The organism is Streptomyces geranii (assembly GCF_002954775.1).
GTDB lineage: Bacteria > Actinomycetota > Actinomycetes > Streptomycetales > Streptomycetaceae > Streptomyces > Streptomyces geranii.
This window is the reverse complement of record NZ_PJME01000019.1, coordinates 130,231-154,817: the sequence shown is the minus strand read 5'-3', so window position 1 is coordinate 154,817 and position 24,587 is coordinate 130,231. Positions and strand designations below refer to the sequence as shown.

27 protein-coding genes are annotated in these 24,587 nt (G+C 69.9%); 10 read left to right on the top strand and 17 right to left on the bottom strand.

Annotated features, from left to right (window positions below):
• Positions 1-28 precede the first annotated feature (28 nt).
• From CW359_RS24915 to CW359_RS24885, 7 genes are all read right to left on the bottom strand, one after another.
• Positions 29-628, bottom strand: a complete 600-nt coding sequence (locus CW359_RS24915; RefSeq protein ID WP_232838587.1) for an SMI1/KNR4 family protein — start codon at positions 626-628, stop codon at positions 29-31.
• 49 nt (positions 629-677) lie between these two features.
• The gene (locus CW359_RS24910) at positions 678-1,145 is read right to left on the bottom strand and encodes a hypothetical protein (RefSeq protein WP_232838586.1); all 468 of its coding nucleotides are present in this window, start codon (positions 1,143-1,145) and stop codon (positions 678-680) included.
• Between the two features lie 14 nt (positions 1,146-1,159).
• Positions 1,160-1,486 carry a plasmid mobilization protein gene (locus CW359_RS24905; RefSeq protein ID WP_105972329.1) on the bottom strand — a complete coding sequence of 109 codons (327 nt, stop codon included), beginning with the start codon at positions 1,484-1,486 and terminating at the stop codon, positions 1,160-1,162.
• An 81-nt stretch (positions 1,487-1,567) separates the two neighbouring features.
• Positions 1,568-2,716 carry a N(5)-(carboxyethyl)ornithine synthase gene (locus tag CW359_RS24900; RefSeq protein WP_105972328.1) on the bottom strand — a complete coding sequence of 383 codons (1,149 nt, stop codon included), beginning with the start codon at positions 2,714-2,716 and terminating at the stop codon, positions 1,568-1,570.
• 164 nt (positions 2,717-2,880) lie between these two features.
• Entirely contained in the window at positions 2,881-3,399 is a 519-nt protein-coding gene (locus CW359_RS24895; RefSeq protein ID WP_232838585.1) for a DUF6817 domain-containing protein, read from the bottom strand.
• 329 nt (positions 3,400-3,728) lie between these two features.
• Positions 3,729-4,841: a hypothetical protein gene (locus CW359_RS24890; protein WP_105972352.1), complete on the bottom strand. Its 1,113-nt coding sequence runs from the start codon at positions 4,839-4,841 to the stop codon at positions 3,729-3,731.
• A 107-nt stretch (positions 4,842-4,948) separates the two neighbouring features.
• Positions 4,949-6,892 carry an AMP-dependent synthetase/ligase gene (locus CW359_RS24885; protein WP_105972327.1) on the bottom strand — a complete coding sequence of 648 codons (1,944 nt, stop codon included), beginning with the start codon at positions 6,890-6,892 and terminating at the stop codon, positions 4,949-4,951.
• Between the two features lie 369 nt (positions 6,893-7,261).
• On the opposite strand from CW359_RS24885, the gene CW359_RS24880 reads away from it, so the two are divergent.
• Positions 7,262-8,140: a MaoC family dehydratase gene (locus tag CW359_RS24880; RefSeq protein ID WP_105972326.1), complete on the top strand. Its 879-nt coding sequence runs from the start codon at positions 7,262-7,264 to the stop codon at positions 8,138-8,140.
• An 85-nt stretch (positions 8,141-8,225) separates the two neighbouring features.
• On the opposite strand, the gene CW359_RS24875 is transcribed toward CW359_RS24880, so the two are convergent.
• The 6 genes from CW359_RS24875 to CW359_RS24850 form a co-directional block, all read right to left on the bottom strand.
• Positions 8,226-8,867, bottom strand: a complete 642-nt coding sequence (locus CW359_RS24875) for a TetR/AcrR family transcriptional regulator (RefSeq protein WP_105972325.1) — start codon at positions 8,865-8,867, stop codon at positions 8,226-8,228.
• 25 nt (positions 8,868-8,892) lie between these two features.
• Positions 8,893-9,255 carry a DUF4229 domain-containing protein gene (locus CW359_RS24870; RefSeq protein WP_105972324.1) on the bottom strand — a complete coding sequence of 121 codons (363 nt, stop codon included), beginning with the start codon at positions 9,253-9,255 and terminating at the stop codon, positions 8,893-8,895.
• An 80-nt stretch (positions 9,256-9,335) separates the two neighbouring features.
• Positions 9,336-9,860 (bottom strand): GNAT family N-acetyltransferase, encoded by a 525-nt coding sequence (locus CW359_RS24865; protein ID WP_105972323.1) that lies wholly within the window; start codon positions 9,858-9,860, stop codon positions 9,336-9,338.
• A 66-nt stretch (positions 9,861-9,926) separates the two neighbouring features.
• Positions 9,927-11,090, bottom strand: a complete 1,164-nt coding sequence (gene mqnE / locus CW359_RS24860) for an aminofutalosine synthase MqnE (RefSeq protein WP_105972322.1) — start codon at positions 11,088-11,090, stop codon at positions 9,927-9,929.
• A 71-nt stretch (positions 11,091-11,161) separates the two neighbouring features.
• The gene (locus tag CW359_RS24855; RefSeq protein ID WP_105972321.1) at positions 11,162-11,617 is read right to left on the bottom strand and encodes an Lrp/AsnC family transcriptional regulator; all 456 of its coding nucleotides are present in this window, start codon (positions 11,615-11,617) and stop codon (positions 11,162-11,164) included.
• A 133-nt stretch (positions 11,618-11,750) separates the two neighbouring features.
• Positions 11,751-12,491: a UbiX family flavin prenyltransferase gene (locus CW359_RS24850; protein WP_105972320.1), complete on the bottom strand. Its 741-nt coding sequence runs from the start codon at positions 12,489-12,491 to the stop codon at positions 11,751-11,753.
• Positions 12,492-12,701: 210 nt separating this feature from the next.
• Between CW359_RS24850 and CW359_RS24845 the strand changes: the two genes are divergently transcribed.
• Positions 12,702-13,253 carry a rhomboid family intramembrane serine protease gene (locus CW359_RS24845; RefSeq protein WP_232838590.1) on the top strand — a complete coding sequence of 184 codons (552 nt, stop codon included), beginning with the start codon at positions 12,702-12,704 and terminating at the stop codon, positions 13,251-13,253.
• 4 nt (positions 13,254-13,257) lie between these two features.
• On the opposite strand, the gene mqnP is transcribed toward CW359_RS24845, so the two are convergent.
• Positions 13,258-14,166 (bottom strand): menaquinone biosynthesis prenyltransferase MqnP, encoded by a 909-nt coding sequence (mqnP, locus tag CW359_RS24840; RefSeq protein WP_105972318.1) that lies wholly within the window; start codon positions 14,164-14,166, stop codon positions 13,258-13,260.
• Entirely contained in the window at positions 14,163-15,620 is a 1,458-nt protein-coding gene (locus CW359_RS24835; RefSeq protein WP_105972317.1) for a menaquinone biosynthesis decarboxylase, read from the bottom strand. The genes mqnP and CW359_RS24835 overlap by 4 nt, the downstream gene beginning before the upstream one ends.
• 96 nt (positions 15,621-15,716) lie before the next feature.
• On the opposite strand from CW359_RS24835, the gene CW359_RS24830 reads away from it, so the two are divergent.
• Entirely contained in the window at positions 15,717-16,127 is a 411-nt protein-coding gene (locus tag CW359_RS24830) for a PLD nuclease N-terminal domain-containing protein (protein WP_105972316.1), read from the top strand.
• Positions 16,128-16,223: 96 nt separating this feature from the next.
• The gene (locus tag CW359_RS24825) at positions 16,224-17,606 is read left to right on the top strand and encodes a purine-cytosine permease family protein (RefSeq protein ID WP_105972315.1); all 1,383 of its coding nucleotides are present in this window, start codon (positions 16,224-16,226) and stop codon (positions 17,604-17,606) included.
• A gap of 154 nt (positions 17,607-17,760) precedes the next feature.
• On the opposite strand, the gene CW359_RS24820 is transcribed toward CW359_RS24825, so the two are convergent.
• Complete coding sequence (locus CW359_RS24820) at positions 17,761-19,551, bottom strand: acyl-CoA dehydrogenase family protein (protein ID WP_232838583.1); 1,791 nt, start codon at positions 19,549-19,551, stop codon at positions 17,761-17,763.
• Positions 19,552-19,842: 291 nt separating this feature from the next.
• Here CW359_RS24820 and CW359_RS24815 point away from each other — a divergent pair, with 291 nt between their 5' ends.
• The 4 genes from CW359_RS24815 to CW359_RS24800 are packed head-to-tail and all read left to right on the top strand — an operon-like array spanning position 19,843 to position 22,139.
• The gene (locus CW359_RS24815) at positions 19,843-20,268 is read left to right on the top strand and encodes a hypothetical protein (protein ID WP_105972313.1); all 426 of its coding nucleotides are present in this window, start codon (positions 19,843-19,845) and stop codon (positions 20,266-20,268) included.
• Complete coding sequence (locus tag CW359_RS24810) at positions 20,265-20,732, top strand: hypothetical protein (RefSeq protein ID WP_105972312.1); 468 nt, start codon at positions 20,265-20,267, stop codon at positions 20,730-20,732. Before CW359_RS24815 ends, CW359_RS24810 begins: the two co-directional genes overlap by 4 nt.
• A gap of 42 nt (positions 20,733-20,774) precedes the next feature.
• A complete protein-coding gene (locus tag CW359_RS24805) occupies positions 20,775-21,578 on the top strand; it encodes an SAM-dependent methyltransferase (protein WP_105972311.1) in 804 nt (267 codons plus the stop codon).
• 33 nt (positions 21,579-21,611) lie between these two features.
• Complete coding sequence (locus CW359_RS24800) at positions 21,612-22,139, top strand: GNAT family N-acetyltransferase (RefSeq protein WP_105972310.1); 528 nt, start codon at positions 21,612-21,614, stop codon at positions 22,137-22,139.
• Positions 22,140-22,325: 186 nt separating this feature from the next.
• On the opposite strand, the gene CW359_RS24795 is transcribed toward CW359_RS24800, so the two are convergent.
• Positions 22,326-22,511: a hypothetical protein gene (locus CW359_RS24795; RefSeq protein WP_105972309.1), complete on the bottom strand. Its 186-nt coding sequence runs from the start codon at positions 22,509-22,511 to the stop codon at positions 22,326-22,328.
• Between the two features lie 504 nt (positions 22,512-23,015).
• Between CW359_RS24795 and CW359_RS24790 the strand changes: the two genes are divergently transcribed.
• Together CW359_RS24790 and CW359_RS24785 are read left to right on the top strand one after the other, a co-directional pair.
• Positions 23,016-23,540 carry a toxin-antitoxin system HicB family antitoxin gene (locus CW359_RS24790; protein WP_105972308.1) on the top strand — a complete coding sequence of 175 codons (525 nt, stop codon included), beginning with the start codon at positions 23,016-23,018 and terminating at the stop codon, positions 23,538-23,540.
• 110 nt (positions 23,541-23,650) lie between these two features.
• On the top strand, positions 23,651-24,502 hold the full coding sequence (locus tag CW359_RS24785) for a DUF4097 family beta strand repeat-containing protein (protein ID WP_105972307.1): 852 nt from the start codon (positions 23,651-23,653) through the stop codon (positions 24,500-24,502).
• Positions 24,503-24,587: the final 85 nt, after the last annotated feature.

Here is a 24,587-nt window from a genome sequence, read left to right as displayed (position 1 = left end):
GGGAATGTCTTACTTGGGTCTTGTGAAGTCAAGAACCATGCCCAGGGAAAACGGGCGCCGAGGGCATGGGCGGCCCCCAGTCCGACGGCAGCAGCGCCACCGAACCGTGCTTGAGCCACTCCCCGAACCGGACGGGGGTGGCCCCTCCGGGGTGGTCGAGGGAGAGCGTGACGATACGGCCGCAGGTCGCCCGCCCGTCCCACCACATCGTGCCCGCGAGCGGCCCGGTCACCGCCAGCAGCGTGGAGAACCCGCATCCGTTCTCCTGCACGACCACGGCGCCGGCGGTCTTCAACTCCTCGAACGCGTCCGCCTCGTCGGCCCAGACCCGCCAGGCGGCGGCGTACGCGGCCTCGCCCTCGAACGCCTCGGCCTCCGGCATACGGTCCATCAACTCGTCGTCGGCCCGGGCGTAGGAGTCGGGGTGCGGAAACGGCACGGCCAGCAGGGCGCGGGCCTCCGGGTGGTTCCCGGCCCACCACCACCCACGATCGGTCCGCCCGAGCCGAGCGAGCGGCCCACCGGCGCTCACCTCGCGCAGATAGGCGCGGTACTCCTGCGGGAGGGCCACGGCGAGTTCACGTTCGGCTTCGACGACCTCGGCTTCGGAGAGGGGGCGTTCTGTCATGGGGTGAGGGTAGGCGGGGCCACGGCATGCACACCGTCGAATTCATGTGTCATACGCGCTCGACGTGGACATCTCTGGGGTTCAGCACCGCCAGGTACGCCTCGATGTCCTCCGGATCGCTGGTGAAGATGACCGCGCTGCCGTGCTTCACGGCGGACAGGGCCACCCAGGCGTCCACCGCGTCCGGCTTCTTCTTCGCGGGGAGCCGCGCCTCACCCAGGGCCACACCGACACGACGCCAGTCGGTGAGGTCGGGACCGCCCGCGCATGCCATGCACTCGGGCTGACCGACCCTGGTCGCACGCATTGACGGCTCGGAGGTACGAGCCCCGGGCACGGTGCAGTCCCTCAGCACCCCGGCCAGGGCATGGACGACCGCCGGTCGCGGACGCCAGACCTGGGCCAGGACCGGCCCGAGGAGAAGTGCGCGGTGGGGCGCCGCCCTGAGACCGCCGTGCAGGGCGACCGCCTTCGCCTTGCGGTCCGCGAGGGCGATGAGCATTCCGGTGTCGTACACCGGCACCCTTGCCGTCACGCCGCGTGGCCGGGTCGGGCGGTCTCGCGGTCTTCGCCATAGACGAGGTTCAGCGCGGCCTCGACATCCCGACGCTCCTGCTCGGTCAGCTCCGGCGCGGCATCGCCCGGCTCGGTCGGCAGCGCGTCCGCTTCCGCTTCCACGCGCGCGATCAGGGCGTCGACTCCGGAGAACTGTTCCTCTATGGCCTCGCTCTCCGCCATCTGACGCGTCGCGGCGTGCACGAGGTACGCCGAGACGTCCAGCCCCGCCCGCTCCGCGTGCCGCCTGATGCGATCGGCCTGCTCCCGCTCAAGGCTGATGCTGATCCTGGTCTTCGCCACGAAGGCAGTGTATTACGCGTATTACACCCCCCTCAAGCACCGCCGAGAGCCTGCCGCCCTGGCCCGCCTTCCTCTCTGCCCCTAGGGCAGATCCGTGGCGTGCGGGTAGGTGGCCGATCGGTGTTGGAAGGACAGGATCTTCGGGTTCTGGACGACTCCGTCGCGGATCTCGATCGCCTTGCTGACCGTGATGTCCGTGTCCCAGGCCGTCGGGCCGTTCATGACCTTGCGCAGGTACGGCAGCAGGGCCTCGCTGATTTCCCAGGTGGCCGAGTTCCAGAGGTGGGACGGGCTGTGGTCGACGCCGTAGTAGTGGCAGCCCGGGCCCACCTCGTGCATCGGTTCGCCGAACGTCGTCGGGCGGGCGAAGTCGAAGCCCATGCCCTCGTCGCAGGCCACGTCCACGAAGAAGGTGCCCGGGCGGAACAGGGGCAGTTCCTCGTCCGTCACGAAGGTCAGGGGTGCGTCGGTGTCCTGGAGGACGCAGTTGACGATTATGTCGAAACCGGCCAGGTACTCCGCCAGCGGCATCGAACCGGCCGCTGTCACCGCCCGTAGACGTGTCGGGTCGTCCCGCTCCTCCTCGAAGTGCGCCATCACCACCGACGGCATCGGCGAGGCCACCGCCGCCGCCGCGCGCTGGGTGAGGACCGTGACGTCGGTGACGCCCATGGCGCCCAGGCCGGTCACCGCGCCGCGTGCCGTCGCGCCGAAGCTGATGACCACCGCGCGGAGGCGGCGGCCGTAGTGGCCGGTCAGGCCGCCCAGTTGGAGGGCGTGCAGGACCGAGCAGTAGCCGGCCAGCTCGTTGTTCTTGTGGAAGACGTGGACGCTGAAGGCACCCGAGGCGGTCCAGTGGTTCATCGCCTCCCAGGCGATCAGGGTCAGCCGCCGGTCGATGCCGATCTGCGTCATCTTCTCGTCCTGCACGCAGTGCGGCCAGCCCCACAGCACCTGGCCCTCGCGCAGTTCGGCCATGTCGTCGTGCATCGGCTTGGGCAGCAGCATCACGTCGCACTCGGCGACGAGCTGATCGCGCGTGCGCAACCCCGCCACCAGGGGGCGCAGCGCGTCGTCGGAGACGCCGAACCGCTCCCCGTAACCCTGTTCGAGGAAGATCTTCTCGCGCAGGTCCGGGGCGATCCGGTCGAGGTGGCGGGGGTGCAGCGGAAGGCGGAACTCGTTCTCCTTGCGGGAGGAGGCGAGCACTCCGAGACTCAGCAGGCTCATGTGGGGCGGCTCATTTCCGACCGGGCACGCGGTGCTCCGGCATTGCCGTTCCCCGAGGGCGACACCGCCACTGACGACGGGGTACAAGGTGCGCTCGGTAGCACCACGGTACTCCGTCCCCCGTACAACCCCAGTGCTACCGCACCGACCACCTACCGTGACGCTCAGTGGCCGCGACGCCGGTCCCGCCGCCCCAGCAGCGCCCCCACCTCCTCCCACGCCGGCCCGCTCAGCAGCGGCCGGAAGCCGGTGAACAGCGCCAGCAGCTCCGAACCCCACTGCTCGCGGAACACCGGATTCACCCGTGCGAGGTCGAGTTCGTTCGCCGCCGTCAGCTCGGCCAGGTCCTCGCACAGGCTCCGGGTCACCGTCCGGGCACCGCCCGTGAAGCGGTCGTGGAACACCGCGTCCGGCACGGCCAGGCCCGGATACGTCGCCTTGCGGTCCGTCGCGGCGTACACGTGGACGATCTCCTCCGCCTCCGGGCCGATCACCCGCGCCAGTTCGGCCCGGCGGTCGAGGGACAGCAGGGCGGTGGGGAAGCCGTCGGTGCCGTACGCGGCATGGCAGAGGCCCGCCAGCCGGAGCGCCGGCCGGGCCTCCCACGCGGCGAGCAGCCGGTACACCCGGCAGAGGTGGGCGAGCAGGGTGCCCCCGGGGTGCGCGATCTGTTCCGCGCCCAACTCCCTCAGGAATCCGACCGCTTGGGCTGCGGGCGACGGGGCGAGGGCAGAGGGAGGGGGAGGCGAAAGGGACGGGGGAAAGGGGGACGAGGAAAAGGGAGGAGAAGCGGACATGGGTGACGTCCTCTCGGTGCGCTAGTGGTCGACACCCGTCCGCTCTCCGCCCCCTGGCCCGAACGCCGGTGAGGGAGGTGCGGTACGGGTTGCCGCCTGGGCCCTTGCGACGATCGTGACGCAGCCCCCCGTACCCGGTCAATCCTGAGGTTCTGTCACCAACTCCGAGACTCCGAGAGAGAATCCCGCGGCAGCCACGGGCGGCAGCACCCGCCTCACCCCGCTGCGGGATTCCGCTGTACGACCTTCCCCTTGCCGTCCGCCACCAGCGACGCCGTGTCGCCGTCCGCGCCCGTCACACCGATCCGCAGGCTGAGGGAGCCCGTGAGGCTCTCGGCCGTCAGCTGCCAGGACTTCGGGGAGCGGACGCCGAGCGTCGCCCTCGCCTCCTTCACCAGGGCCGGGACGCGGTCGTACGGGAGGGAGTCGGGGTCGAAGACAGGCAGTTGGGCGCCCGAGGGCGGGAAGACCACCGACAGCATGCTGTCCTGTACGGACACCGTGAGCGCCTCACCCCTGTTGTCGCCCTTGGTCAGCGACTCGACCGCCTTCCGCAACTCGCCCTTGTCCAGGAACGATTGACCCGAGCCCAGGACGACCGTCCCCGAACCCGAGGACACCACCGTCGAGGACGAGGTCGAGGTCGTGGAGGACGTCGTGGTCGAGGTCGTTGTCGTCGAGTCCGAGTCGTTGATCTTGTCCATGAGGTCCGCCCGGTACGCCGTCAGTATCAGCGCCACCCCGAGCAGCACGCCCACCACCAGCGTCACCTTGTACGCGGTGCCCTCCGGCGGTTCCCGCATCAGCGTCGCCGCGGGCGCCGAGTCGAAGGCGGCGTCGGACACCCGGTCCCGCCACTCCGGTGTCGCTTTCGTGACCAGTTTCGCCTTCCACGGGCGGTCCGGCGGGAACGCGACGATCACGATGTCGCCCGGCCGGTACTTCTGCACGTCCACGAGGTTGACGCTGTCGCGCATCCGGAGGCGGAACGCCGGCCCCTCGTCCGGGGCGACCGTCAGCTCGAAGTTGATCGGTACGTCTGCCGACAGCTCGGCGCCGGTGGCCTCCAGACTCTCGATCCGCGCGAGCGCGGTGACGGGCACGACGGCCGCCAGCCGGGCCTTCGTCGGCGCCCCGGCGATCACGTTGAGCACCCCGTACACCACCGGCCCGACCAGACTCCCGATGATCAGCGGCACGTTCTCCAGAATGGCGCCCACGGCGAACGCGGCCAGCCCGGCCCCGCACACACAGCTCGACAGCAGTCCGCGGACGAGGGCCACCGGGTGGTTGTGGGTGGCCGCCGGAGCGCTCGTGATGATCGTCATGGCGTGATTGTCACCCGCCCGGGTGGCCACCGGAAGACGTACCGCCCATTACGGACGATCACCCGGGTTACCACTCACTACCACCCACTACCACCCACTACCGCTCACTACCGCTCGTACAGCCCTTCCACCTCGTCCGCGAAGTCCCGCATGATCTCGAACCGCCGCAGCTTCATCGACGGCGTCAGATGACCCGCCTCCTCGGTGAAGTCGACGGGCAGGATCGTGAACCGGCGGATCGACTCCGGGCGCGAGACCAGCTTGTTGGCCTCCTCCACCGCCCGCTGGATGACCGCCCTCAAGTCGGCGTCGTCCATGAGGAGTTCGGCCGGGACCGGGTGCTTGCCCTGCATCTGGCGCCAGTGGGTGAGACCGGGCGGGTCCAGGGTGATCAGGGCCGAGATGTAGGGGCGGCCGTCGCCGAGGACCATCGCCTGGGAGATCAGCGGGTGCGCCCGCAGCCAGTTCTCCATCGGCGCCGGCGCCACGCTCTTGCCGCCCGCCGTGATCAGGATCTCCTTCTTGCGGCCGGTGATCGTCAGATAGCCCTCGTCGTCCAGCGACCCGATGTCACCGGTCGCCAGCCAGCCGTCCGGCGCCGCCGGGACGACACCGCCCGCGCCCGGGTCCCAGTAGCCGCGCAGGATGTGCTCGCCCGACAGCTCCACCTCACCGTCGGCGGCGATCCGGACCCGGGTGCCGGGCAGGGGCCAACCGACCGTGCCCACCCGGGGTTTGAGCGGTGGCGTGACCGTGGTCGCGCCGGTGGACTCGGTCAGGCCGTAGCCCTCGTAGATCTCGATGCCAGCCCCGGCGAAGAACCCGGCGAGCGGCCGGCCGAGCGGTGAGCCGCCGCAGATCATGTAACGGACCCTGCCGCCCATGGCGTTGCGGATACGGCGGTACACCAGGGGGTCGTAGAAGGTGCGCGCGGTGCGCAGCGCGCGGCCGGGGCCGTGGCCGATGCCGTGCCGCTGGTCCTCCACCGCCTCGCTGTAGCGGCGGGCCACGTTCACCGCGCGGTCGAAGGACGAGAGCCGCTTGCCCGCCTCGGCCCTGGCGCGGGCGGTGTTGAAGACCTTCTCCAGCATGTACGGGATCGCGAGCAGGCAGGTGGGCTTGAACTCCGCCAAGTCCCCCATCAGGTCCTCGGACTTGAGGCTCGGGGCATGGCCGAGCCGCACCCCGGCCCGGATGCACGCGATGGCCACCATCCGGCCGAAGACATGGGACATCGGCAGGAACAGCAGCACCGACGCCTCCTCGTTCGTCCGGTCCCGGAAGACGGGGTAGAGGAGTTCGATGGCGTTGTCGACCTCGGCGAAGAAGTTGCCGTGCGTGAGCGCGCAGCCCTTCGGGCGGCCGGTCGTGCCCGAGGTGTAGATCAGGGTGGCGAGCGTGTCGGGGCCCAACACCCCACGCCGTACGCCGACTTCCTGGTCCGGCACGTCCTTGCCCAGCTCGGCGAGCCGGTCCACGTGGCCCTTCTCGAAGACCCACATGTGCTGGAGGTCGGGGATGCGGTCGCGCTCGGGGCCGAGGGCGGCGGCCTGCGTGACCGTCTCCGCCGCGAGGGCGACGGCGCCGGAGTCCTGGAGGATCCAGCGCGTCTGGAAGGCGGAGGAGGTCGGGTAGATGGGCACGGTGACGAGTCCGGCCGCCCACGCGGCGAAGTCCATCAGCGTCCACTCGTACGTCGTACGCGCCATGATGGCCAGCCGGTCGCCCGGCACCAGCCCCTCGGCGATCAGCCCCTTGGCCACCGCGAGCACCTGCTCGGCGAACTCGGCCGCCGACACGTCCACCCAACTCCCGTCCGCCGTGCGGCGGCTGAGGACCGTCGCCGCGGGCGCCCGGTCCGCGTTCTCGAAGGGGAGGTCCGCCAGCGAGCCGTAGGTCACGGGCGCCACGAAGCCCGGTACGGCCACCTCGCGCACGGCCCCGTCCAGTCGCCGTATCTCGGGCTCCACCAGAAGGGGCTCGCCGTCGTACCCGACAGCGGTCACGAGCTGTTGCGGGGTCGGCGAGGAGGACGGGAACGACGAGGACACTGGCGGCTCCTGTGGCGTGCAGCGGCCTTCCGGGGCGTACACCTCCGGGTGGCGTGTGCCACGGGTGTACGACGTCGGCGGGTGCCGCTGGTCAGAAACCGGATCGTACGGCTCGCACGTGTGGGGTTCGTGCGGGTTCGGGGGTGGTGGAGCGGCGGGGGTGTGGAAGCTCAGGCTTCGCACAGGTTACCGGTGGGTCAACTTGCCCTGTCCTGAGTGTTTTTCACGTTAGCACCGGCCCCATGCGCCTTCCTAGGCCTTCTTCACACCTTCCGTTGCCGATCGGGTCGTGTCCGTCAGGGGCGACTTAGGGCTTACCTCCGGTAACCTTACTCAAGGGTAAGTACGATTTCGAGGTGGGAGTCGAGCATGGCCGAGCGCAGTCCCCGTACCCTCGACCGGCCCCCGGCCCTCGCGCCGCTGCTCGCCCGGGGCGCCCTGCTCTCGCCCGTCAAGAAGGCCGCCCTCAACAGGCGCCACCCGGAAGCCGGTTGGCCCCGAACCCGCCTCGTCCTGCCCGGCGTACGCATCGACCTCGCCCGGCTCGCCGCCTACGAACGGGTCTGCGGCTTCCCCGTCGGCGACGACGCCCTCCCCCTCACCTATCCGCACGTCCTCGGCTTCCCGCCGGCGATGCGCCTGATGACCGACCGCACCTTCCCGCTGCCGCTGCTCGGCCTCGTCCACACCTCGGTGGAGATCGTCCGCTGGCGCCCGCTGACAGCCACCGGGCGGTACGAACTCTCCGTGTACGTCGATGAGTTGGCGGCGCATCGGCGGGGGACGGAGGCGTCGGTGCAGACGGAAGTGAGGGAGGGGGAGGAGTTGGTGTGGGAGTCGCGGAGTACGTACCTGGCTCGGCATGGAGGTGGGGGGTCCGCCGGGGTGCCCGCAGGGGGGTCCGGCTCGCCCGAGGAGCGCGAGGTGCTGCCTCATGTCGCCGAGTGGCGGCTCGGTGGGGATGTGGGGCGGCGGTACGGGGCGGTTTCCGGTGACCGCAATCCCATCCACCTGTATCCGGTCACCGCTCGGCTCTTCGGGTTTCGGCGTCCGATCGCCCATGGGATGTGGACGGTCGCGCGGTGCGTGGCGGCGCACGGGGTGCCGGGGGCGGCGATGGTTCGGGTGGAGTTCAGGGCGCCTGTGTTGTTGCCGGGGGTGGTGGATTACGCGGCTGATGGGTTCGGGAACTTCGAGTTGCGGGGTGGGGGGCGGGTGCATTTACTGGGGGAGGTTCGGGCTGTTTGAGGTTGTCGGTTCGGTGCGGCAGCGTTGTGGCTGGTCGCGCAGTTCCCCGCGCCCCTTGAGGGGCCTGCGACCCCATCAAGAGCCTCTAGCTCGGGGGTGTCCATGGGGCGCCCGCCATCATGCTGGCCAGGCCCGCCCACGCGAAGTTCATCAAGGTCGTCGCCGCCTGTTTCGCTGTCACGCCCGGGGTTGCGTTCGCCCAGGCCGCCAGGGATTCCGCCGCGCCCACCAGCGCCTCCGCCAGGCCCGCGACCTCTCGTTCCGGGAGGGACGGGTCCCGGTGGGCGTCTCGGGCCGCCGTGACTATGAGTTGGGTGACGAACGCGACGAGTTCCTCGCGCATCGCCGTCGCCTCGGCCGCGAACGGTTCGCCATGGGTGCGGGCCTGGAGGTGGAGTACCGACCAGCCGTCCGGGTTCTCGGCGGTGTGCGTGAAGAACGCGCGCAGGCCGTCCCAGAGTTGGCGGTCGGCGGGGAGCGCAGGTTCGACGCCGGCGCGGACGGCGGCTGTGAGCTTGCCCGCCTCACGGCGGATGCAGGCGGTGAACAGCTCTTCCTTCGAGTTCAGGTAGAGATAGACCAACGGCTTGGAGACACCGGCGAGTTCGGCGATCTCGTCCATCGACGCGGCCATGTAGCCACGCTGCCCGAAGGTCCGTACGGCCGCGTCCAGCATCTGCTGCTCACGGACGGCACGCGGCATCCGCTTGTTCTTCACAGCGCCCATGGGGCAAGGGTAATTGGGCCTGAAGTCAGGAAGGCTGGCCTTGAGTCTGGCTCTGGGTCTGACCCTGAGTCTGGCTCTGGGTCTGGGCTTGAGTCTGGGACTGCTCGCGTGCCGCCTCGTCGACCGCCTCGTCCTCCTGGCTGCGGTTCGCCTCCAGGTTGGCCTTGACGCGGTCCACCCTCTCGACGATCTGCACCGACGCCCGGTCCCGCTCCTTGCGGAGCACCACGAAGCTGATCGGCGCGGAGATCACGAGGGCGAGCAGCACCACCCACATGCCGTTCGAACCGCCCAGACCACGCGGGGCGACACCGGTGTAGACGGCGCCCCAGACGACCACCAGGCAGCCCACCAGGATGCCGAAGCGCATCAGCGTGTAGCGGAGCATCTCAGTCCACTTCTCTTCCGGTCCAAAAACGGGCGTCATCCAGTGAAACACGCCCAGGTCCGGATCTTGCAGCGGGGTGCTCAGAGCAACGGGAGCAGCATCGTGACGCTGTCGCGGTCGTCGCCGGGTGCGACGCGTATCGCGCCGGGTACGCGGCCGACCTCCTTGTAGCCGCAGGAGCCGTAGAAGCGCTCCAGGCCGTGTCCGCCCCGGCAGCCGAGCCGTACGGCCTCGATTCCGTCGAGCCCGCGCGCGGCGTCGGCGACGGCCGCCATCAGGTCACGGCCGTACCCCTTGCCCTGGTGCCTCGGGTGCACCATCACCGTGTAGACCCACAGCCAGTGGGTCTGCAGCCGGTGGGCGTTGAACGTGAGGAACGCGGTCGCGGCGACCCGCCCCTCCTCGTCGTGCCCGACGAGCAGCCTGGCGGCGCCGACCGCGAGGTTCACGAACTGTTTCACCAGCTCGGGACGTATCTCGTCACGCGTGACGGGCGCCACGAAGCCGACGGCGCCGCCCGCGTTGGTGACGTCGGTCCAGAGGTCGAGGATGCCGTCGCGGAGGGGGGTGTCGACGGCGGGGTCGAGGGTGAAGGTAAGAGTCACTGGGCAATGGTAACCCTTACCTTAGCGCGGGCCCCTTCCGAGAGGGGCCCCACTGGAGACTGGCCCTCACACCCGCATCGGCTGCGGCGAGTCCCGACGCGCCGGGTCCGGGCCGTCGTACTCCCGGATGATCTCGTACCGCGTGTTGCGCTCCACCGGCCGGAAGCCGGCGTCCCTGATCAGGTCGAGGAGGTCCTCGCGGGTGAGCTTGTTCGGGGTGCCGTAGTTGTCGGCGTCGTGGGTGATCTTGTACTCGACGACCGAGCCGTCCATGTCGTCGGCGCCGTGCAGCAGGGCGAGTTGCGCGGTCTGGACGCCGTGCATGACCCAGAAGACCTTGACGTGCGGGACGTTGTCGAAGAGCAGCCGGGAGACGGCGAAGGTCTTGAGGGCCTCGGCACCGGTCGCCATCTGCGTACGGGCCTGGAGCCTGTTCCGTACCTTGCCGTCCTGCATGTCGACGAAGTCGTGCTGGTAGCGGAGCGGGATGAAGACCTGGAAGCCGTTCGTCTCGTCCTGGAGTTCACGCAGGCGCAGGACGTGGTCGACCCTGTGCCGGGGCTCCTCGATGTGGCCGTAGAGCATCGTGCACGGGGTCTTGAGGCCCTTCTCGTGCGCGAGGCGGTGGATCCGCGACCAGTCCTCCCAGTGCGTGCGGTGGTCCACGATGTGCTGGCGGACCTCCCAGTCGAAGATCTCGGCGCCACCGCCGGTCAGGGACTCAAGACCCGCGTCGATCAGCTCGTCGAGGATCTCCGACGCCGTCAGTCCGCTGATCGTCTCGAAGTGATGGATCTCGGTCGCCGTGAACGCCTTGAGGGAGACCTCCGGAAGGGCCGCCTTCAACTCGCGCAGCGAACGCGGGTAGTACCGCCACGGGAGGTTCGGGTGCAGGCCGTTGACGATGTGCAGCTCGGTGAGGTTCTCGCCCTCCATCGCCTTGGCGAGCTTCACCGCCTCCTCGATGCGCATCGTGTACGCGTCCTTCTCGCCCGGCTTGCGCTGGAACGAGCAGTAGGCGCAGGAGGCGGTGCACACGTTGGTCATGTTGAGGTGCCGGTTGACGTTGAAGTGCACGACGTCACCGTTCTTACGGGTGCGCACCTCGTGGGCCAGTCCGCCGAGCCAGGCCAGGTCGTCCGACTCGTACAGCGCGATGCCGTCCTCGCGGGTCAGCCGCTCACCGGCCCTGACCTTCTGCTCCAGCTCGCGCTTGAGTCCGACGTCCATACCCACTCCCACACCCTTCGTCCGGCGATCCGCCAAGTCCGTCAACACGCCCAACCGTACGACCAGCCCGCTCAGACCTCCTCAGGCAGGTCTCCGACCCGGTTCTCCCACTTCGTGGAGAGCACGACGGTCGTACGGGTCCTGGAGACGCCCTGGATCCCGCTGAGCCGCCGGATGGTCTTCTCCAGACCGTCGACGTCGCTGGCCCGCACCTTGAGCATGAAGGAGTCGTCGCCCGCGATGAACCAGCAGTCCTCGATCTCCCCGAGGTCGCGGAGCCGGCGTGCCACGTCCTCGTGGTCGGCGGCGTCGGAGAGCGAGATGCCGATGAGCGCGATGACCCCGAGGCCGAGCGAGGCGGAGTCGACGGTGGCGCGGTAACCGGTGATGACACCGGCCGCCTCCAGCCGGTTGATGCGGTCGGTGACACTGGGTCCCGACAGACCGACGAGGCGCCCCAGCTCGGCGTAGGAGGCCCGGCCGTTCTCCCTCAGGGCCTGGATGAGCTGCCTGTCCACGGCGTCCATGCGATCGAGCCTTCCGATGAAGAATCCTGAGGATTGCTGAAGTTGCTGGTGCTGCTGCTGAAGTTGCGAGTGCTGGTGCGAGTGCTGCTGGAAGTGATGAGTGGTGTGTCGGCTTACTGATACGGACCCGGCGTCAGCCGTTATCAGTACGGGACGTGCGAGGAGTGGGGGCCGTCGGCCCGGCCCCGCCGCCGAGTTCGCCCTCCCAGCGGCGGTACAGCCCGTGCGGCACCCCCGCCGCGTCGAGCACGCGCCCGGCGACGAAGTCCACGAGGTCCTGGATGTGCGTGGCCCCGGCGTAGAAGGCGGGCGAGGCGGGTACGACGCTCGCGCCGGCGTCGTCCAGCGTCACGAGGTGCCGCAGCGTCTGCCCGTTGAGCGGCGACTCGCGCACGGCGACGACAAGAGCGCGCCGCTCCTTGAGGGTCACACTGGCCGCCCGCTGCAGCAGGTCCTTCGACAGCCCGAGGGCGACTCCGGCCACACAGGCGGTGGAGGCGGGCACGATCAGCATGCCCTTGGTGACGTACGACCCCGAGGACGGCCCCGCCGCGAGGTCACCGGCACTCCAGTGCCGTACGCCGCCGAGGTCCACGTCGAAGGTGTCGGGCTTGCCGTCGGCCCCACGGGCCAGCCATTCGCCCAGGTCGTCCCGCCAGTGGGCGTCCCGGAAGGCGATCCCGGTCTCGTCGAGCAGCGTCAGCCGGGAGGCCCGGGACACGACGAGGTCGACGGACTCGCCCGCGTCGAGGAGACCGCGCAGCACGGCGGCGGCGTATGGCGTGCCGGAGGCGCCGGACACCCCCACGATCCAAGGCGCGCGCGGCGTCTCTCCTGGCTTGAGTGGGTTCACGGGACCGAGCTTATCCGGCATCGTGGGGTGGGAACCGGGGGAGGGCGCCCGGGCGTTCCCTGGGGGGACGAGTTGATTCGTCCGTGATGGACGGGGTGGGGGTCCGGTATGCGCGAGAAATGGAATCCGGCGCGGCTGAGCAGACCGGTCCGGGCGGGCGCTGGCGGGCCCGCGCCGACGGGCGGCGGCCTGCTGTCCGGTGGGGAGCGCGCGCTGGCCGCAGCCAAGCTGATGCTGGCCTGGGTGGCTCTGCTGTGGCTCCTGGAGGTCGTCGACACGCTGAGCGGCCACGAGTTGGACGGCCTGGGCATCACCCCTCGTACGACCTCCGAGCTGGTCGACATCGTCCCCGCCGCCTTCATCCACTTCGGCTACGCCCATGTGGCCGCCAACAGCGTCCCCCTGCTGGTCCTGGGCTTCCTCGCGGCCCTGGGCGGCCTGCGCCGGTTCGCCGCGATCTGCGCGCTGATCATCGTGGCCGACGGCCTGGGCGTGTGGCTGACAGCCCCGGCCCCCACGAACACGGCGGGCGCCTCCGGCCTGATCTTCGGCCTCTTCGGCTACCTGCTGGTCACGGGCTTCGTGGAACGCCGCCCCCTGGGCATCGTGATCGGCGTCGTCGTGGCCGCCGTCTGGGGCACGGCGTTCCTGGCGGGCCTGTCCCCGGCCCAGACGGGCGTCAGCTGGCAGGCGCACCTGATCGGGCTGGTGGCGGGGGTGGGCGCGGCGGTCGTCTTCCGGCGCCGGACCACTGAGACGACCCGCCTGGCTCCGGGCCTGTAGGCCACTACGGCTTGAGGCCCCGGGACAGCAGGTCCAGCAGCGCGCACACGAACAGGGCGATCCCGATGAACCCGTTGACGCTGAAGAACGCCCTGTTCAGCCGTGACAGGTCATTGGGCCGCACGATCCGGTGCTCGTACACGAACGCCCCCGCCACGATCACCAGCCCCAGCCAGAAGAACGCCCCCGCGTCGGTGGCGAGCGCGTACCAGGCCAGCAGGGCCGTCGTCAGGCCGTGGCAGACCCGCGCGCCCCACACCGCCGCCGGGATGCCGAAGCGCGCCGGTACCGACAGGACGCCGGTCTCGCGGTCCGTCTCGACGTCCTGGCAGGCGTAGATCAGGTCGAAGCCGCCGATCCAGATGCCGACCGCCAGGCCCAGGATGACCGCGTCCCAGGACCAGGAACCCGTGATCGCGAGCCAGCCGCCCACCGGCCCCATCGCCTGGGCGAGGCCCAGGATGGCCTGCGGGAAGTTCGTGAACCGCTTGCCGTAGGGGTACACCACCATCGGGATCACCGCGACGGGGGCCAGCGCCAGGCACAGGGGGTTCAGCAGGGCCGCCGAGCCCAGGAAGATCACGACCGCGATCAGCGCGCCGGTCCAGGCGTGCTTCACCGACATCGCGCCCGTCACCAGCTCGCGGTGCGCCGTACGCGGGTTACGGGCGTCGATCTCGCGGTCGATGATCCGGTTGACGGCCATGGCGAAGGTGCGCAGGCCGATCATGCAGATCGTGACCAGGAGCAGCTTGCCCCAGTGGATGTTCTTGTCGGCCTGGAACATCGCCGTGAGGGCGGCGATGTAGGCGAAGGGCAGCGCGAAGATCGAGTGCTCGATCATGACGAGGCGCAAGAACGCTTTCGTGCGCCCCGGCTGGGGCAGTTCAGCGGATGCGGATGCAGCACTCACAGGCCGTATTCCTTCCAGCGTCTGTCGACCGTGGCCGCCGTCTCCGGGTCCGACACCACCATCTCCGGCCACCCGCCGTCCCGCGTGTACCCCTCCTCGGGCCACTTACGTGTCGCGTCGATGCCCGCCTTGCCGCCCCAGAACTGCTGGTACGAGGCGTGGTCGAGATGGTCCACCGGACCCTCCGCCACCGTCAGGTCGCGGGCGTAGTCCGTGTTGCCGAGCGCCCGCCAGGCGACCTCGTGCAGGTCGTGGACGTCGCAGTCGGAGTCGACGACCACGATCAGCTTGGTCAGGGACATCATGTGGGCGCCCCAGACCGCGTGCATGACCTTCTGCGCGTGCTTCGGGTACTTCTTGTCGATCGCGACGATCGCGCAGTTGTGGAAGCCGCCCGCCTCGGGCAGGTGGTAGTCCACGATGTCCGGGACGATGATCTTCAGCAGCGGGAGGAAGAAGCGCTCCGTCGCGCGGCCCAGCGGGCCGTCCTCGGTCGGCGGCCTGCCCACCACGATCGACTGGAGCAGCGGGCGCCGCCGCATCGTCACGCAGTCGATGGTCAGCGCCGGGAAGGGTTCCTGCGGCGTGTAGAAGCCCGTGTGGTCGCCGAACGGGCCCTCCGGGAGCATCTCCCCCGGCTCCAGCCAGCCCTCCAGCACGACCTCCGCCTGTGCCGGCACCTGCAACGGCACCGTCTTGCAGTCGACCATCTCGATCCGCTTGCCCGCGATGAACCCGGCGAACAGGTATTCGTCGATGTCACCGGGGAGCGGCGCGGTGGACGCGTACGTCACGGCCGGCGGGCAGCCGAAGGCGATCGCGACCGGCAGCCGCTCGCCCTTCCGAGCCGCCACCTGGTAGTGGTTCCGGCTGTCCTTGTGGATCTGCCAGTGCATCCCGATCGTGCGCTTGTCGTGCCGCTGCAGGCGGTAGAGCCCGAGGTTGCGGATGCCGCTCTCCGGGTCCTTGGTGTGCGTCAGGCCCAGGTTGAAGAAGGAGCCGCCGTCCTGCGGCCAGGTGAACAGGGCCGGGAGCCGGTCGAGGTCCACCTCGTCGCCCTTGAGGACGACCTCCTGCACCGGCGCGCTGTCCGACTTCACCTTCTTCGGCGGTACGTGCGTCATCGCGCCGAGCTTGCCGAAGGCCTCCCGCACGCCCACGAAGCCGTGCGGCAGCTCGGGCCGCAGCAGCCCGCCGATCTTGTCGCTGATGTCCTCGTACGACTTCAGTCCGAGGGATTTCAGCAGCCTGCGGTCGGTGCCGAACACGTTCATCGCCAGTGGCATCGCCGACCCGCGCACGTTCTCGAAGAGCAGCGCGGGTCCGCCTGCCTTCTGCACGCGGTCGACGATCTCCCCGACCTCCAGATACGGGTCCACCTCGGCCTTGATGCGCTTGAGGTCACCCTCGCGCTCCAGCGCCCTGAGCAGGGAGCGAAGATCGTCGTAAGCCATGCGTTCCAGTATCCGTCACCCACTACCCTGGACTGGTCAGCGGGGGCCGGACGCGACCGTCAGCGCGCCCGGACAGCGACTCAAGGGGATCGATACATGCTCCGGGTGCTGATCATCCTGGTGCCTCTCGCACTGAGCATCTACGCGTTCATCGACTGCGTCACCACGCAGGAGAAGGACGTCCGCTTCATGCCCAAGCCCGTATGGGCCATCCTGATCCTGCTGTTCCCCCTGGTCGGCTCCATCTCCTGGCTGATCATCGGCCGCGACCGCGCCACCTCCCAGCGCATGGGCGGCTCCTCGGGCGGCGGCCAGTGGGTCGCCCCGGACGACAACCCCGAGTTCCTGAAGTCCCTCAAGGACGACAAGGCCGAGAAGGCCACGGAGCCCGAAGACAGTGAACCGGTGAAGGACGACGACGCCCACCTCCGCGACTGGGAGGCCGACCTGCGCCGCCGCGAGGAGGAGCTGAAGCGCCGGGAGAACGGCGAGGAGCCCAAGGAGTAGCACCGGGGAGCAGTACAAGCTGTACGCCGACGAGCCCCCCGAAGCGGACAATGCGCCCCTGGGCCGGGCCGGACGGGGGCCGGACACTTACCTCGCATGACGACTGCTCCCGCCAGTACCCCTGCGAGCCCGGCCCCCACCTACGGCGACAAGGTCATCGCCGTGGAGACGGCGGGCGCGGAACCCATCCCGGACGCCGAACGGCACGGCGGCCCGCTCCAGTTGCTGTGGACCTGGGCCTCCCCCAACATCGAGTTCGCGACCGTCTACATCGGCGTCATCTCGGTCCTGTTCTTCGGGCTGGACTTCTGGCAGGCGTCGGCGGCCCTGCTGCTGGGCACCGCGCTCGGTGCGCTGACCCACGGGATCCTCTCCCTCGACGGCCCCCGGTTCGGCGTACCGCAGATGGTGATCGGCCGCTTCTCCTTCGGCCACAGGGGAAACCTGCTGCCCGCCGGTGTGAACGCCCTTGTCGCGGGCGTCGGTTGGTTCGCCGTCAACAGTGTGAGCGCCGCTTTCGCCCTCAACACGCTGACCGGGCTGCGTCCGCTCCCCTCCCTGCTGCTCGTGGTCGCCGCCGAGATCGTGATCGGCTTCATCGGCCACAACTTCGTCCACGCCTTCGAGAAGTACGCCTTCCCCGCGCTGGCTCTCGTCTTCCTGCTCGCCGGGGTCTGGACCTTCAAGGAGGCCGACCTCGGCGCACCCGGCGCCGGCGGCGGCATCGGCGGCTTCCTGCTCGCCTTCAGCGCCGCCTGGGGCTACACCGCCGGCTGGAACCCGGGCGCCTCCGACTACTCCCGCTACCTCCCCCGTACGGCCGACCGCTTCCGCACCGCCCTCTACCCTGCCCTCGGCCTCTTCGTCTCCGTCGCCGTCGTGGCGCTGATCGGCGCGGCCTCGGCGACGATCGTCGCTCCCGAGGGCGCGTCCCCGACGGCGGCCTTCACGGGTCATCTCCCGGGCTGGCTCAGCGACTTGGTGCTCCTGGCGATCATCCTGGGCGCGGTCTCGGCGAACGCCCTGAACGTCTACTCGTCCGCGATGTCGGTCACCTCGCTGGGCTTCCGGCTCCCGGTCTGGCTGGGGCGCGGCGCCATCGTCGTACTGTGCGGGCTCGCGGGTACGGCGGCTGCCTGGTCGTCGCTGGCGGACGCGGGGGCGGCGTACGAGGCGTTCCTGCTGGTGATCGCCTACTGGGTGGGGCCGTGGCTGGGGGTGGTGCTGGTGGAGCGGTGGCTGCGGGCGCGGACGCCTGCGGAGGTGCTGGACGCTCGGCTGTCCGACCGTTCCTTCACCAACTGGCCGGGAATCGCCGCCCTGTTGGCGGGCATCGCGGTGTCGGTGCCGCTTTTCTCCAACCAGGAGAAGTACGTGGGCTGGGTGCCGGACCGGTGGCCGTCCTTCGGCGATGTCACGTGCCTGGTGGGGTTCGGGGTGAGCGCGGGCCTCTACTGGGTGTTGCGGCGGGTACGTTGATCTGTACATGGATCGATTTGTCGATCGGCCGGGCGTACATCCCCCACACGCCCGGCGCGCTTCATCGGCTGTTCCGGTTGAGCGTTCGCCTCGATTGACCTCTGCATCAATCAGACGTCATGCGCACGTCATTTTTACGCCAAGAACAGCTTGCTCACGCGCCGCTCAGCATCGGCAGCGACGACAGGTGTTCCTCCGGGACGTCGAAGGCCTGCGTCAGGGCGCTGAGGTGCGGCGCCAGCCGGGTGGCGAGGGTGTGCAGGGCCTCCGGGATGGCGCGGACCTGCCCGGTGGTGAGGGCGTGCTCGGCGAGCAGCAGACCGCTGCGGGCGCTGATCTGACGGAGGAGGAAGAGTGCGCTCAGGTCCTCCAGGACGGCGCGGGTGATCGGGTCGGAGACCCGGGTGCAGGCGGCGAGTAAGGCGTCGGCGGCCAGGCCGACCGTGTACACCTCCACGAGGTCGAGGGCGGCGTCGGACGCGTTGTTCCAGCGGCCGAGGGCGTCGCCGCCGTCACCGCGCCGCAGGTCGCGCCGGGCGGCGAGGTGCCAGTAGCGCTCGGCCGTGGTGAGGGCCCGGCGCAGCAGGCCGGGGTCGGTGAGCGGTTCGTCGCCGGTGGCCGGGGCGGGTTCCGGCGCCAGCTCGTGGCCGAAGATCATCTCGGCGCCGGCCTTGCAGCAGATCGCCAGGTTGTCCCCCTCGGCGGTGATGCCGCCGTCCATGTTGGCGGCCATGTCGGCGAGCCCGTTGGCGGGGAACAGCCCGCGCGCACCGCAGCGTTCGCGGCTCTCGGTGGCGATCTCGCGGGCCTGCCAGGTGACCCAGGCCTTGGTGACGGCGACGGTCCGCTCGGCGTCGGCGCGTTCCTCGGGCGCGTGGGTGACCCAGCGGTCGGTGGCCGCGCGGTGCAGGAAGGTCATGGCGTAGGCGGTGGCGGTGTGGTCGAGGAGGCGGGAGTGGTGGCTGCGGTGGGCGGCGAGCGGGACGCGCTGTCCGGCGACCGGCCCGGAGATGTGCCGGGTGTGGGAGTAGCGGACGGCTATGGCGAGCGCCGTACGGGCGACGCCGACGCCGCTCGCGCTCATGCACAGTTTCCCGGCGGTGACGCGGCTGATGGCGTGCAGGAACCGCTTGCGCGGGCTGCCGACGGAGCTGACGAGACTGCCGTCGGGCAGGAGCTGTCCGTGGACGCCCTGGATGAGGGCGGTGCGGGGCAGCCGTACCTGGTCGAAGTTGGTGGCGCAGTGGTCCACGGAGGCGCCGACGCGCTCGGGCAGCAGGGTGACGGTGACGCCGGGCAGGGTGCCGTACTCGTCGCTCAGCGGGGTGAGGAAGAGGAAGGCGCCCAGGTACTTGTCGTCGACGAGCAGCCGCGCGGCGACGACGGCGGTCTTGGGGCCGCCCGCCGAGCTGGTGTTGGGCATGTACTTCTGCGCCCCTGGATGTGGCGTATGAAGGACGAACTCGTCTCTCTCCCGGTCGTACCGGGCGACCGTCTCCAGCGCCGGTACGTCGTTTCCGTGCGCGCGCTCGGTGCACAGGAACGTGCCCATACGGGTCATGGTGGTGAAGTCCGCCAGCTCGCGGGGCGGCGACACCTGGTCGTCGACGACGCTGCCGAGGAACAGGTTGTAGTGGATTCCGGCCACGGTGACGGTGGCGCCGTCGACCGGGCAGGTCCACTCGTGCAGTGCCGCGAGTCCGCGCGGATCGCTCGCGAACTCCTCGGGTGCGGGTACGTCGTCGTTCAGGGCGCGCAACCGCTCGTAGGCGAGCTGCCACCGCTGCTGCGTGCCGAGCCCGGGCCGGTACCGGAACAGTTCGTTCGAGACCGCCTTGCGCCAGCGGCCGTGGATCTCGTTTCCGTCCGAACCGTCCTGGAAGAGGAGGCTCGTGATGGCGCTTTGATCGAGGACTGGATGGGGTGTGCGTGTCTCGGTCGTCATGATGATCAAGATGCCCATCGTGCTTCTGGGATCAACCAATAGTGACCAGGAGCACTTAAGAAATTGACGAATATGCGGCATTAATGGACAGGAATCGGTCGAAGTGAGGCAATGCCGATTGAGTTTACTTCGAACATTTAATCGAATTCAGCGAGGCACCCGAAATCCGCTAACCGGAATCCAGTTCGAATGAATCGGAGTCCTGAATTCCGGTGTTACTGATGGGGTCGTTCACAGGATTCTGACTGGAACGTTGGCGCGGGACGGCCATGGCGGGTAGAAGGAGAGGCGATGACGACTCTCTCCTTCGCCACCTCCGACGCGAGCTTCGGCGCACGGCTCCTGCCCGCCGAGGCGCGTGTCCTGTACGAGGCACTGAGCTTCTGTTCCCCGACGGACGCCACCGACGCCTATCTGCGCCTGCTGCTGGGCGCCGGCCAGGCGGTGGTCGACGATCTCCTCGAACGCCTGGGTGGGCGGCACGAGGAGCCCTTCGACATCCGGTTCCGTGCGGACGAACTGCACGTGCTGCTGAGCGCGTTGACGAACGCGGCCACCCATTTCGTCCGGGCCGACGGTCGGTTCGACCCGGAGGCATTCCACATCAGGCTGGGCCACTTCCGGCAGGAGTTCGACGCGCTGGCCCTGGCCATCAACAACGCGGCGTACCTGGCGTACGAGGCGGGTACGAGCGGCGCGGACCCGGGGGCCGAGTGATACTTCGCTTTCAACTCACGCGGGACGGCGCGGAGTTCGTCGCGCGAGTGCGGCCGTACCAGGCACATGTGCTGCACCGGGCGCTGACGTTGCAGCTCGGGGAGCCGGACGCGGCGCTCGCGATCCGGCTCGGCGCGGGCCGGGGGACGGTCCGGGATCTTGCCGGGCGTTTCGGGAGTGAGTGGACGGCGACGCGCGAACTCCGGTTCGCCCTGGGCGAGTTGCATGTGCTGCACGGTGCGCTGACGGGCGCGGCGGTGCTGTTCGTGGAGCGGGGTCTGTTCTCGGAGAGGGCGTTCCACGAGGCGACGGAGTCGTACCGCGAGCACTTCGACGCGCTGGCGGCAGGGCTGGTCGAGGCGGTGTCGCCCCCGGACACCCCGGACATCGCAGTCGCCCCGGACCCCGCATCACCCCAGTCACCCCAGTCACCCCAGTCACCGCAGTCACCCTCGGCGCATTGAACTACCCTCACCGGACAGGCAGTTGACCGGAGGGAACGCAGGGTGAGTCAGGATCACGTCCGGATCGAGGACATCGACACCAGCAAGCCGCACCCCGCCCGGATCTACGACTATCTGCTGGGCGGCAAGGACAACTACGAGGTCGATCAGCAGGCGGGCGAGGCGCTGGCCGCCGCCGCGCCCGAGGTGCGGGTCGGGTTGCGGGCCAACCGGGCCTTCATGCGGCGGGCCGTGCGGCACGTGGTCGGCGGTGGTGTGCGCCAGATCCTCGACATCGGCACCGGGCTGCCCACCTCGCCCAATGTGCACGAGGTCGCGCAGGAGCTGGTGCCGGCGGTGCGGGTCGCGTACGTCGACAACGACCCGATCGTGAAGGCGCACGCCGACGCCCTGCTCAGCCGCACCGGCGGCGGGACGAGCACCGTACTCGCCGATCTGCGCGATCCGCGGGCCGTCCTGGACCACCCCGACGTCCGCCGGGTCATCGACTTCGACGAGCCGGTCGCGCTGCTGCTGGTGGCCGTCGTCCACTTCCTGACCGACGCGGACCGGCCCGGGGAGATCCTCGCGACCCTGCGCGACGCGCTGCCGACCGGCAGTTTCCTGGTCCTCTCGCACGCCACGGGCGACTTCGCGGACCGCACGGACGCGCAGGCGGAGTACAGCAGGAAGGCCACCGCCAGCCTGAATCTGCGTCCCCGCGCCGAGGTGGAGCGGTTCTTCGACGGCTTCGAACTGGTCGAGCCGGGGCTGATCCAGGTCCCGTTCTGGCGGCCGGACGGGCCGGCGCCGGAGCGGGCCGGGGAGATCGGCATCTACGGGGGTGTGGCCCGCAAAAACGGGTGACCTACGGCACCCGGCGGGGTGCATCATCCGTCCATGAGCCTTCGCACCCACTGGATCACCCGGGCGGAAGAACCCGGCACCGGCGACGCCGCCGCCATCCGCACGATCGACCTGGCGGCCTTCGACACCCCGCTGGAGGCCGACCTCGTCGAGGCCCTGCGCACCGACACCACCGCCTGGATCGGCGGCCTGTCGATCGTCGCCGCCGCTCCGGACGGCACGGTCGCGGGCCACGCGCTCCTCACCCGCTGCCACATCGGCGACACCCCGGCCCTGTGTCTGGGCCCGGTCGCCGTGCTCCCCGAGCACCAGAGGACGGGGGCCGGTGCGGCGGCGATCCGTACGGCACTCAAGGCGGCCGGGGACGCGGGCGAGCGCTACGTCACGGTGCTCGGGCACCCGGCGTACTACCCACGGTTCGGCTTCACCCGGGCCTCCGCCCACGGCATCGGCGTCACGTTCGACGTACCGGACGAGGCGATGATGGCCCTCGCCCTCGACGCCCCCGCGCATCCACTCCCCGGCGGGACCGTCCGGTACGCGGCGGCGTTCGGGGTCTAGTGTCCGGAGGCCCGGCGCCGAGGGCGGGTTCACCCGGCGCCGCGCCTCACCCGACCGAGTACGGACGGCGTCCTGTCGTCACCCGATCCGACCGTCACGGCGTCGGCCATGACAGTCGGATCGGAACAGCGGTCCGGTGTCAGGGGGCTGTCGCCGCCCCGCCACCTGCCGTCAGCCGCGTGGCGCTCACTCGAAGTACATGCCAAGAGTGCCGCCGAAGACCCAGAAGGCGCTCCGCCACTGGTTGCCGAGGAAGGTGCCCTGGGAGTCGTAGAAGCTGATGCTGATCCAGCCCTGCCACCACCAGTCGGGCACGATCCCACAGCGGTACTTCCCGACCTGCTTGTCGAAGTTGTCCCACGGCGACCACACGTAGTCGCCGTTCTGGTTCGTGCCGTCGATCGTGTAGTACTGGATGTCCTAGTGGCCGGGGGCCAGACACACCTCGACCTGAGCCGAACCCGCGGCGGCTGCCTGCGGCGCCGCGACAGGCGACATCAGCAAAGCCAACGCCGCGATGACCAGCCCCAGCGCCGCCAGGACCGCTCGCCCCCGAGTCCATCTCTGTCCGATCCATCTCTGTCCGACGAGATTCACTGCGTTCTCCTTGCTGGATCCCATTGCCGTCGCTTCCCCGGTCGAGCCGGCCGCTGTGAACCGCTACTGACCCGCTACTGACCCGCTGCTGACCCGCTGCTGACCCGCGACGATGACGATCACGAAGCTAGGCCTCGGTAGTGCAGAAAGAATGCTCTCGCCCGACGACCGACTCCCGGCACTCACCCGCGGCACCATTCGGCGCCATCTGACGCCATCTGACACCACTAGGTGCCATCGAGGCTTGCATTGGCGCCATGACGGTGCCACACTGGCGTTATGGACCTCACCCCGTACGTCGACTCCCTCCGCCGTGAACTCGCGGTGGCCGCCGAAGCCGGTGGCGTCGAAGCCCGTGAGCTGGCCGACAGACTCACCGCTCCCCTGGAGTCGGCGACCCGGCTGATCATGCTCAACGTGCTCTCCGCCGCGACAGACGAGATCACCCGCGAACTCGCCCCCGGTTCGGTCGACGTCCGGCTGCGCGGGCTCGACCCCGACTTCGTGGTGACACCACCGCCCAGCTACGACGGCGCCACCGCCGAGCAGGCCGCACCCGCCGAACCACTCAGGGCTCCTGCCTCGGCCCCGGCCGACGGCGACGAGGGCGGCATCGCCCGCGTCAACCTGCGGCTGCCGGCCCACCTCAAGGCCCGAGCCGAGGAGGCCGCCGCCCACGAGGGCCTGTCGGTCAACGCGTGGCTCGTGCGCGCCGTGTCGGCGGCGGTCGACGGCGGCACCCGGCCACGTACGCCGGAGAAGACGCAGTCCGTCGGACAGAGCTTCACCGGCTGGGTGCGCTAGCCGCACCCCGGCCCAGACCGGACAACCCGCATCTCTCCACCCGCATCTCTTCACCCACACCACGTCCCACCAGCAGGGACGCCCCAACGAGCCACGAGGACGGGACAGCCATGCCTTCTTTCGACACTCCCGAACCGATCTCCGTCACCGCCTACGTGTACGCCGGTTCCATCCAGTTCACGGCGGGCGACCGCGCCGACACCGTCGTCGAGGTGCGGCCCCGCGACCCGAAGAAGGACCTGGACGTCCGGACGGCCGACCAGACCGAGGTCACCCACACCGGCGGCACCCTGACCGTCACCACCCCCAAGGCCAACCTGCTCGGGCGCGGCGGCACCGTCGACATCTCGGTGGAACTGCCCACGGGCTCGAACATCGACGTGACCGGCGCCGCCGCCAGGGTGCTCGGCGAGGGGCGGCTCGGCGACGTACGCGTGAAGAGTTCGGCCGGTGACGTCCGCCTCGACACGACCGGCCCGTTGCAGCTGAAGGTGTCGCACGGTTCGACCTTCGTCGACCGGGTCGACGGCCCGGCCGAGATCACCAGCAGCACCGGCGACGTACGCGTCCGCCTCGTCGACGGCTCGGCCGTGCTGAAGAACTCGCACGGCGCCACGACCGTCGGCGCGGTCACCGGCGACCTGCGGGTGAATGGTGCCAACGGTGCCATCGACATCGCCCGCGCCGATTCCTCGGTCACCGGCACCACCACCAACGGCCTGCTCCGTATCGCCGAAGTGGCCCGGGGCAGCGTCCAGTTGGAGACCTCCAACGGCTCGATCGAGGTCGGCATCCGCGAGGGCTCCGCCGCCTGGCTCGACGTCAGCTCCAACCGAGGGCAGGTGCGCAACGCGCTCACCGCGTCCGAGGCGCCGGAGCAGTCCGGGGACAGCGTCAAGGTCCACGCCCGGACCAACTGGGGCAACATCGACATCGTTCGGGCCAAGGGTGGTAAGGGCTGAGGGTTCCCTCCGCACCCAGCACCTCGGCACCTCCGGCACCATTCCCCTCCCTGCAGCTTCCCCTTCCCCCTCATCTCCCTTCTCC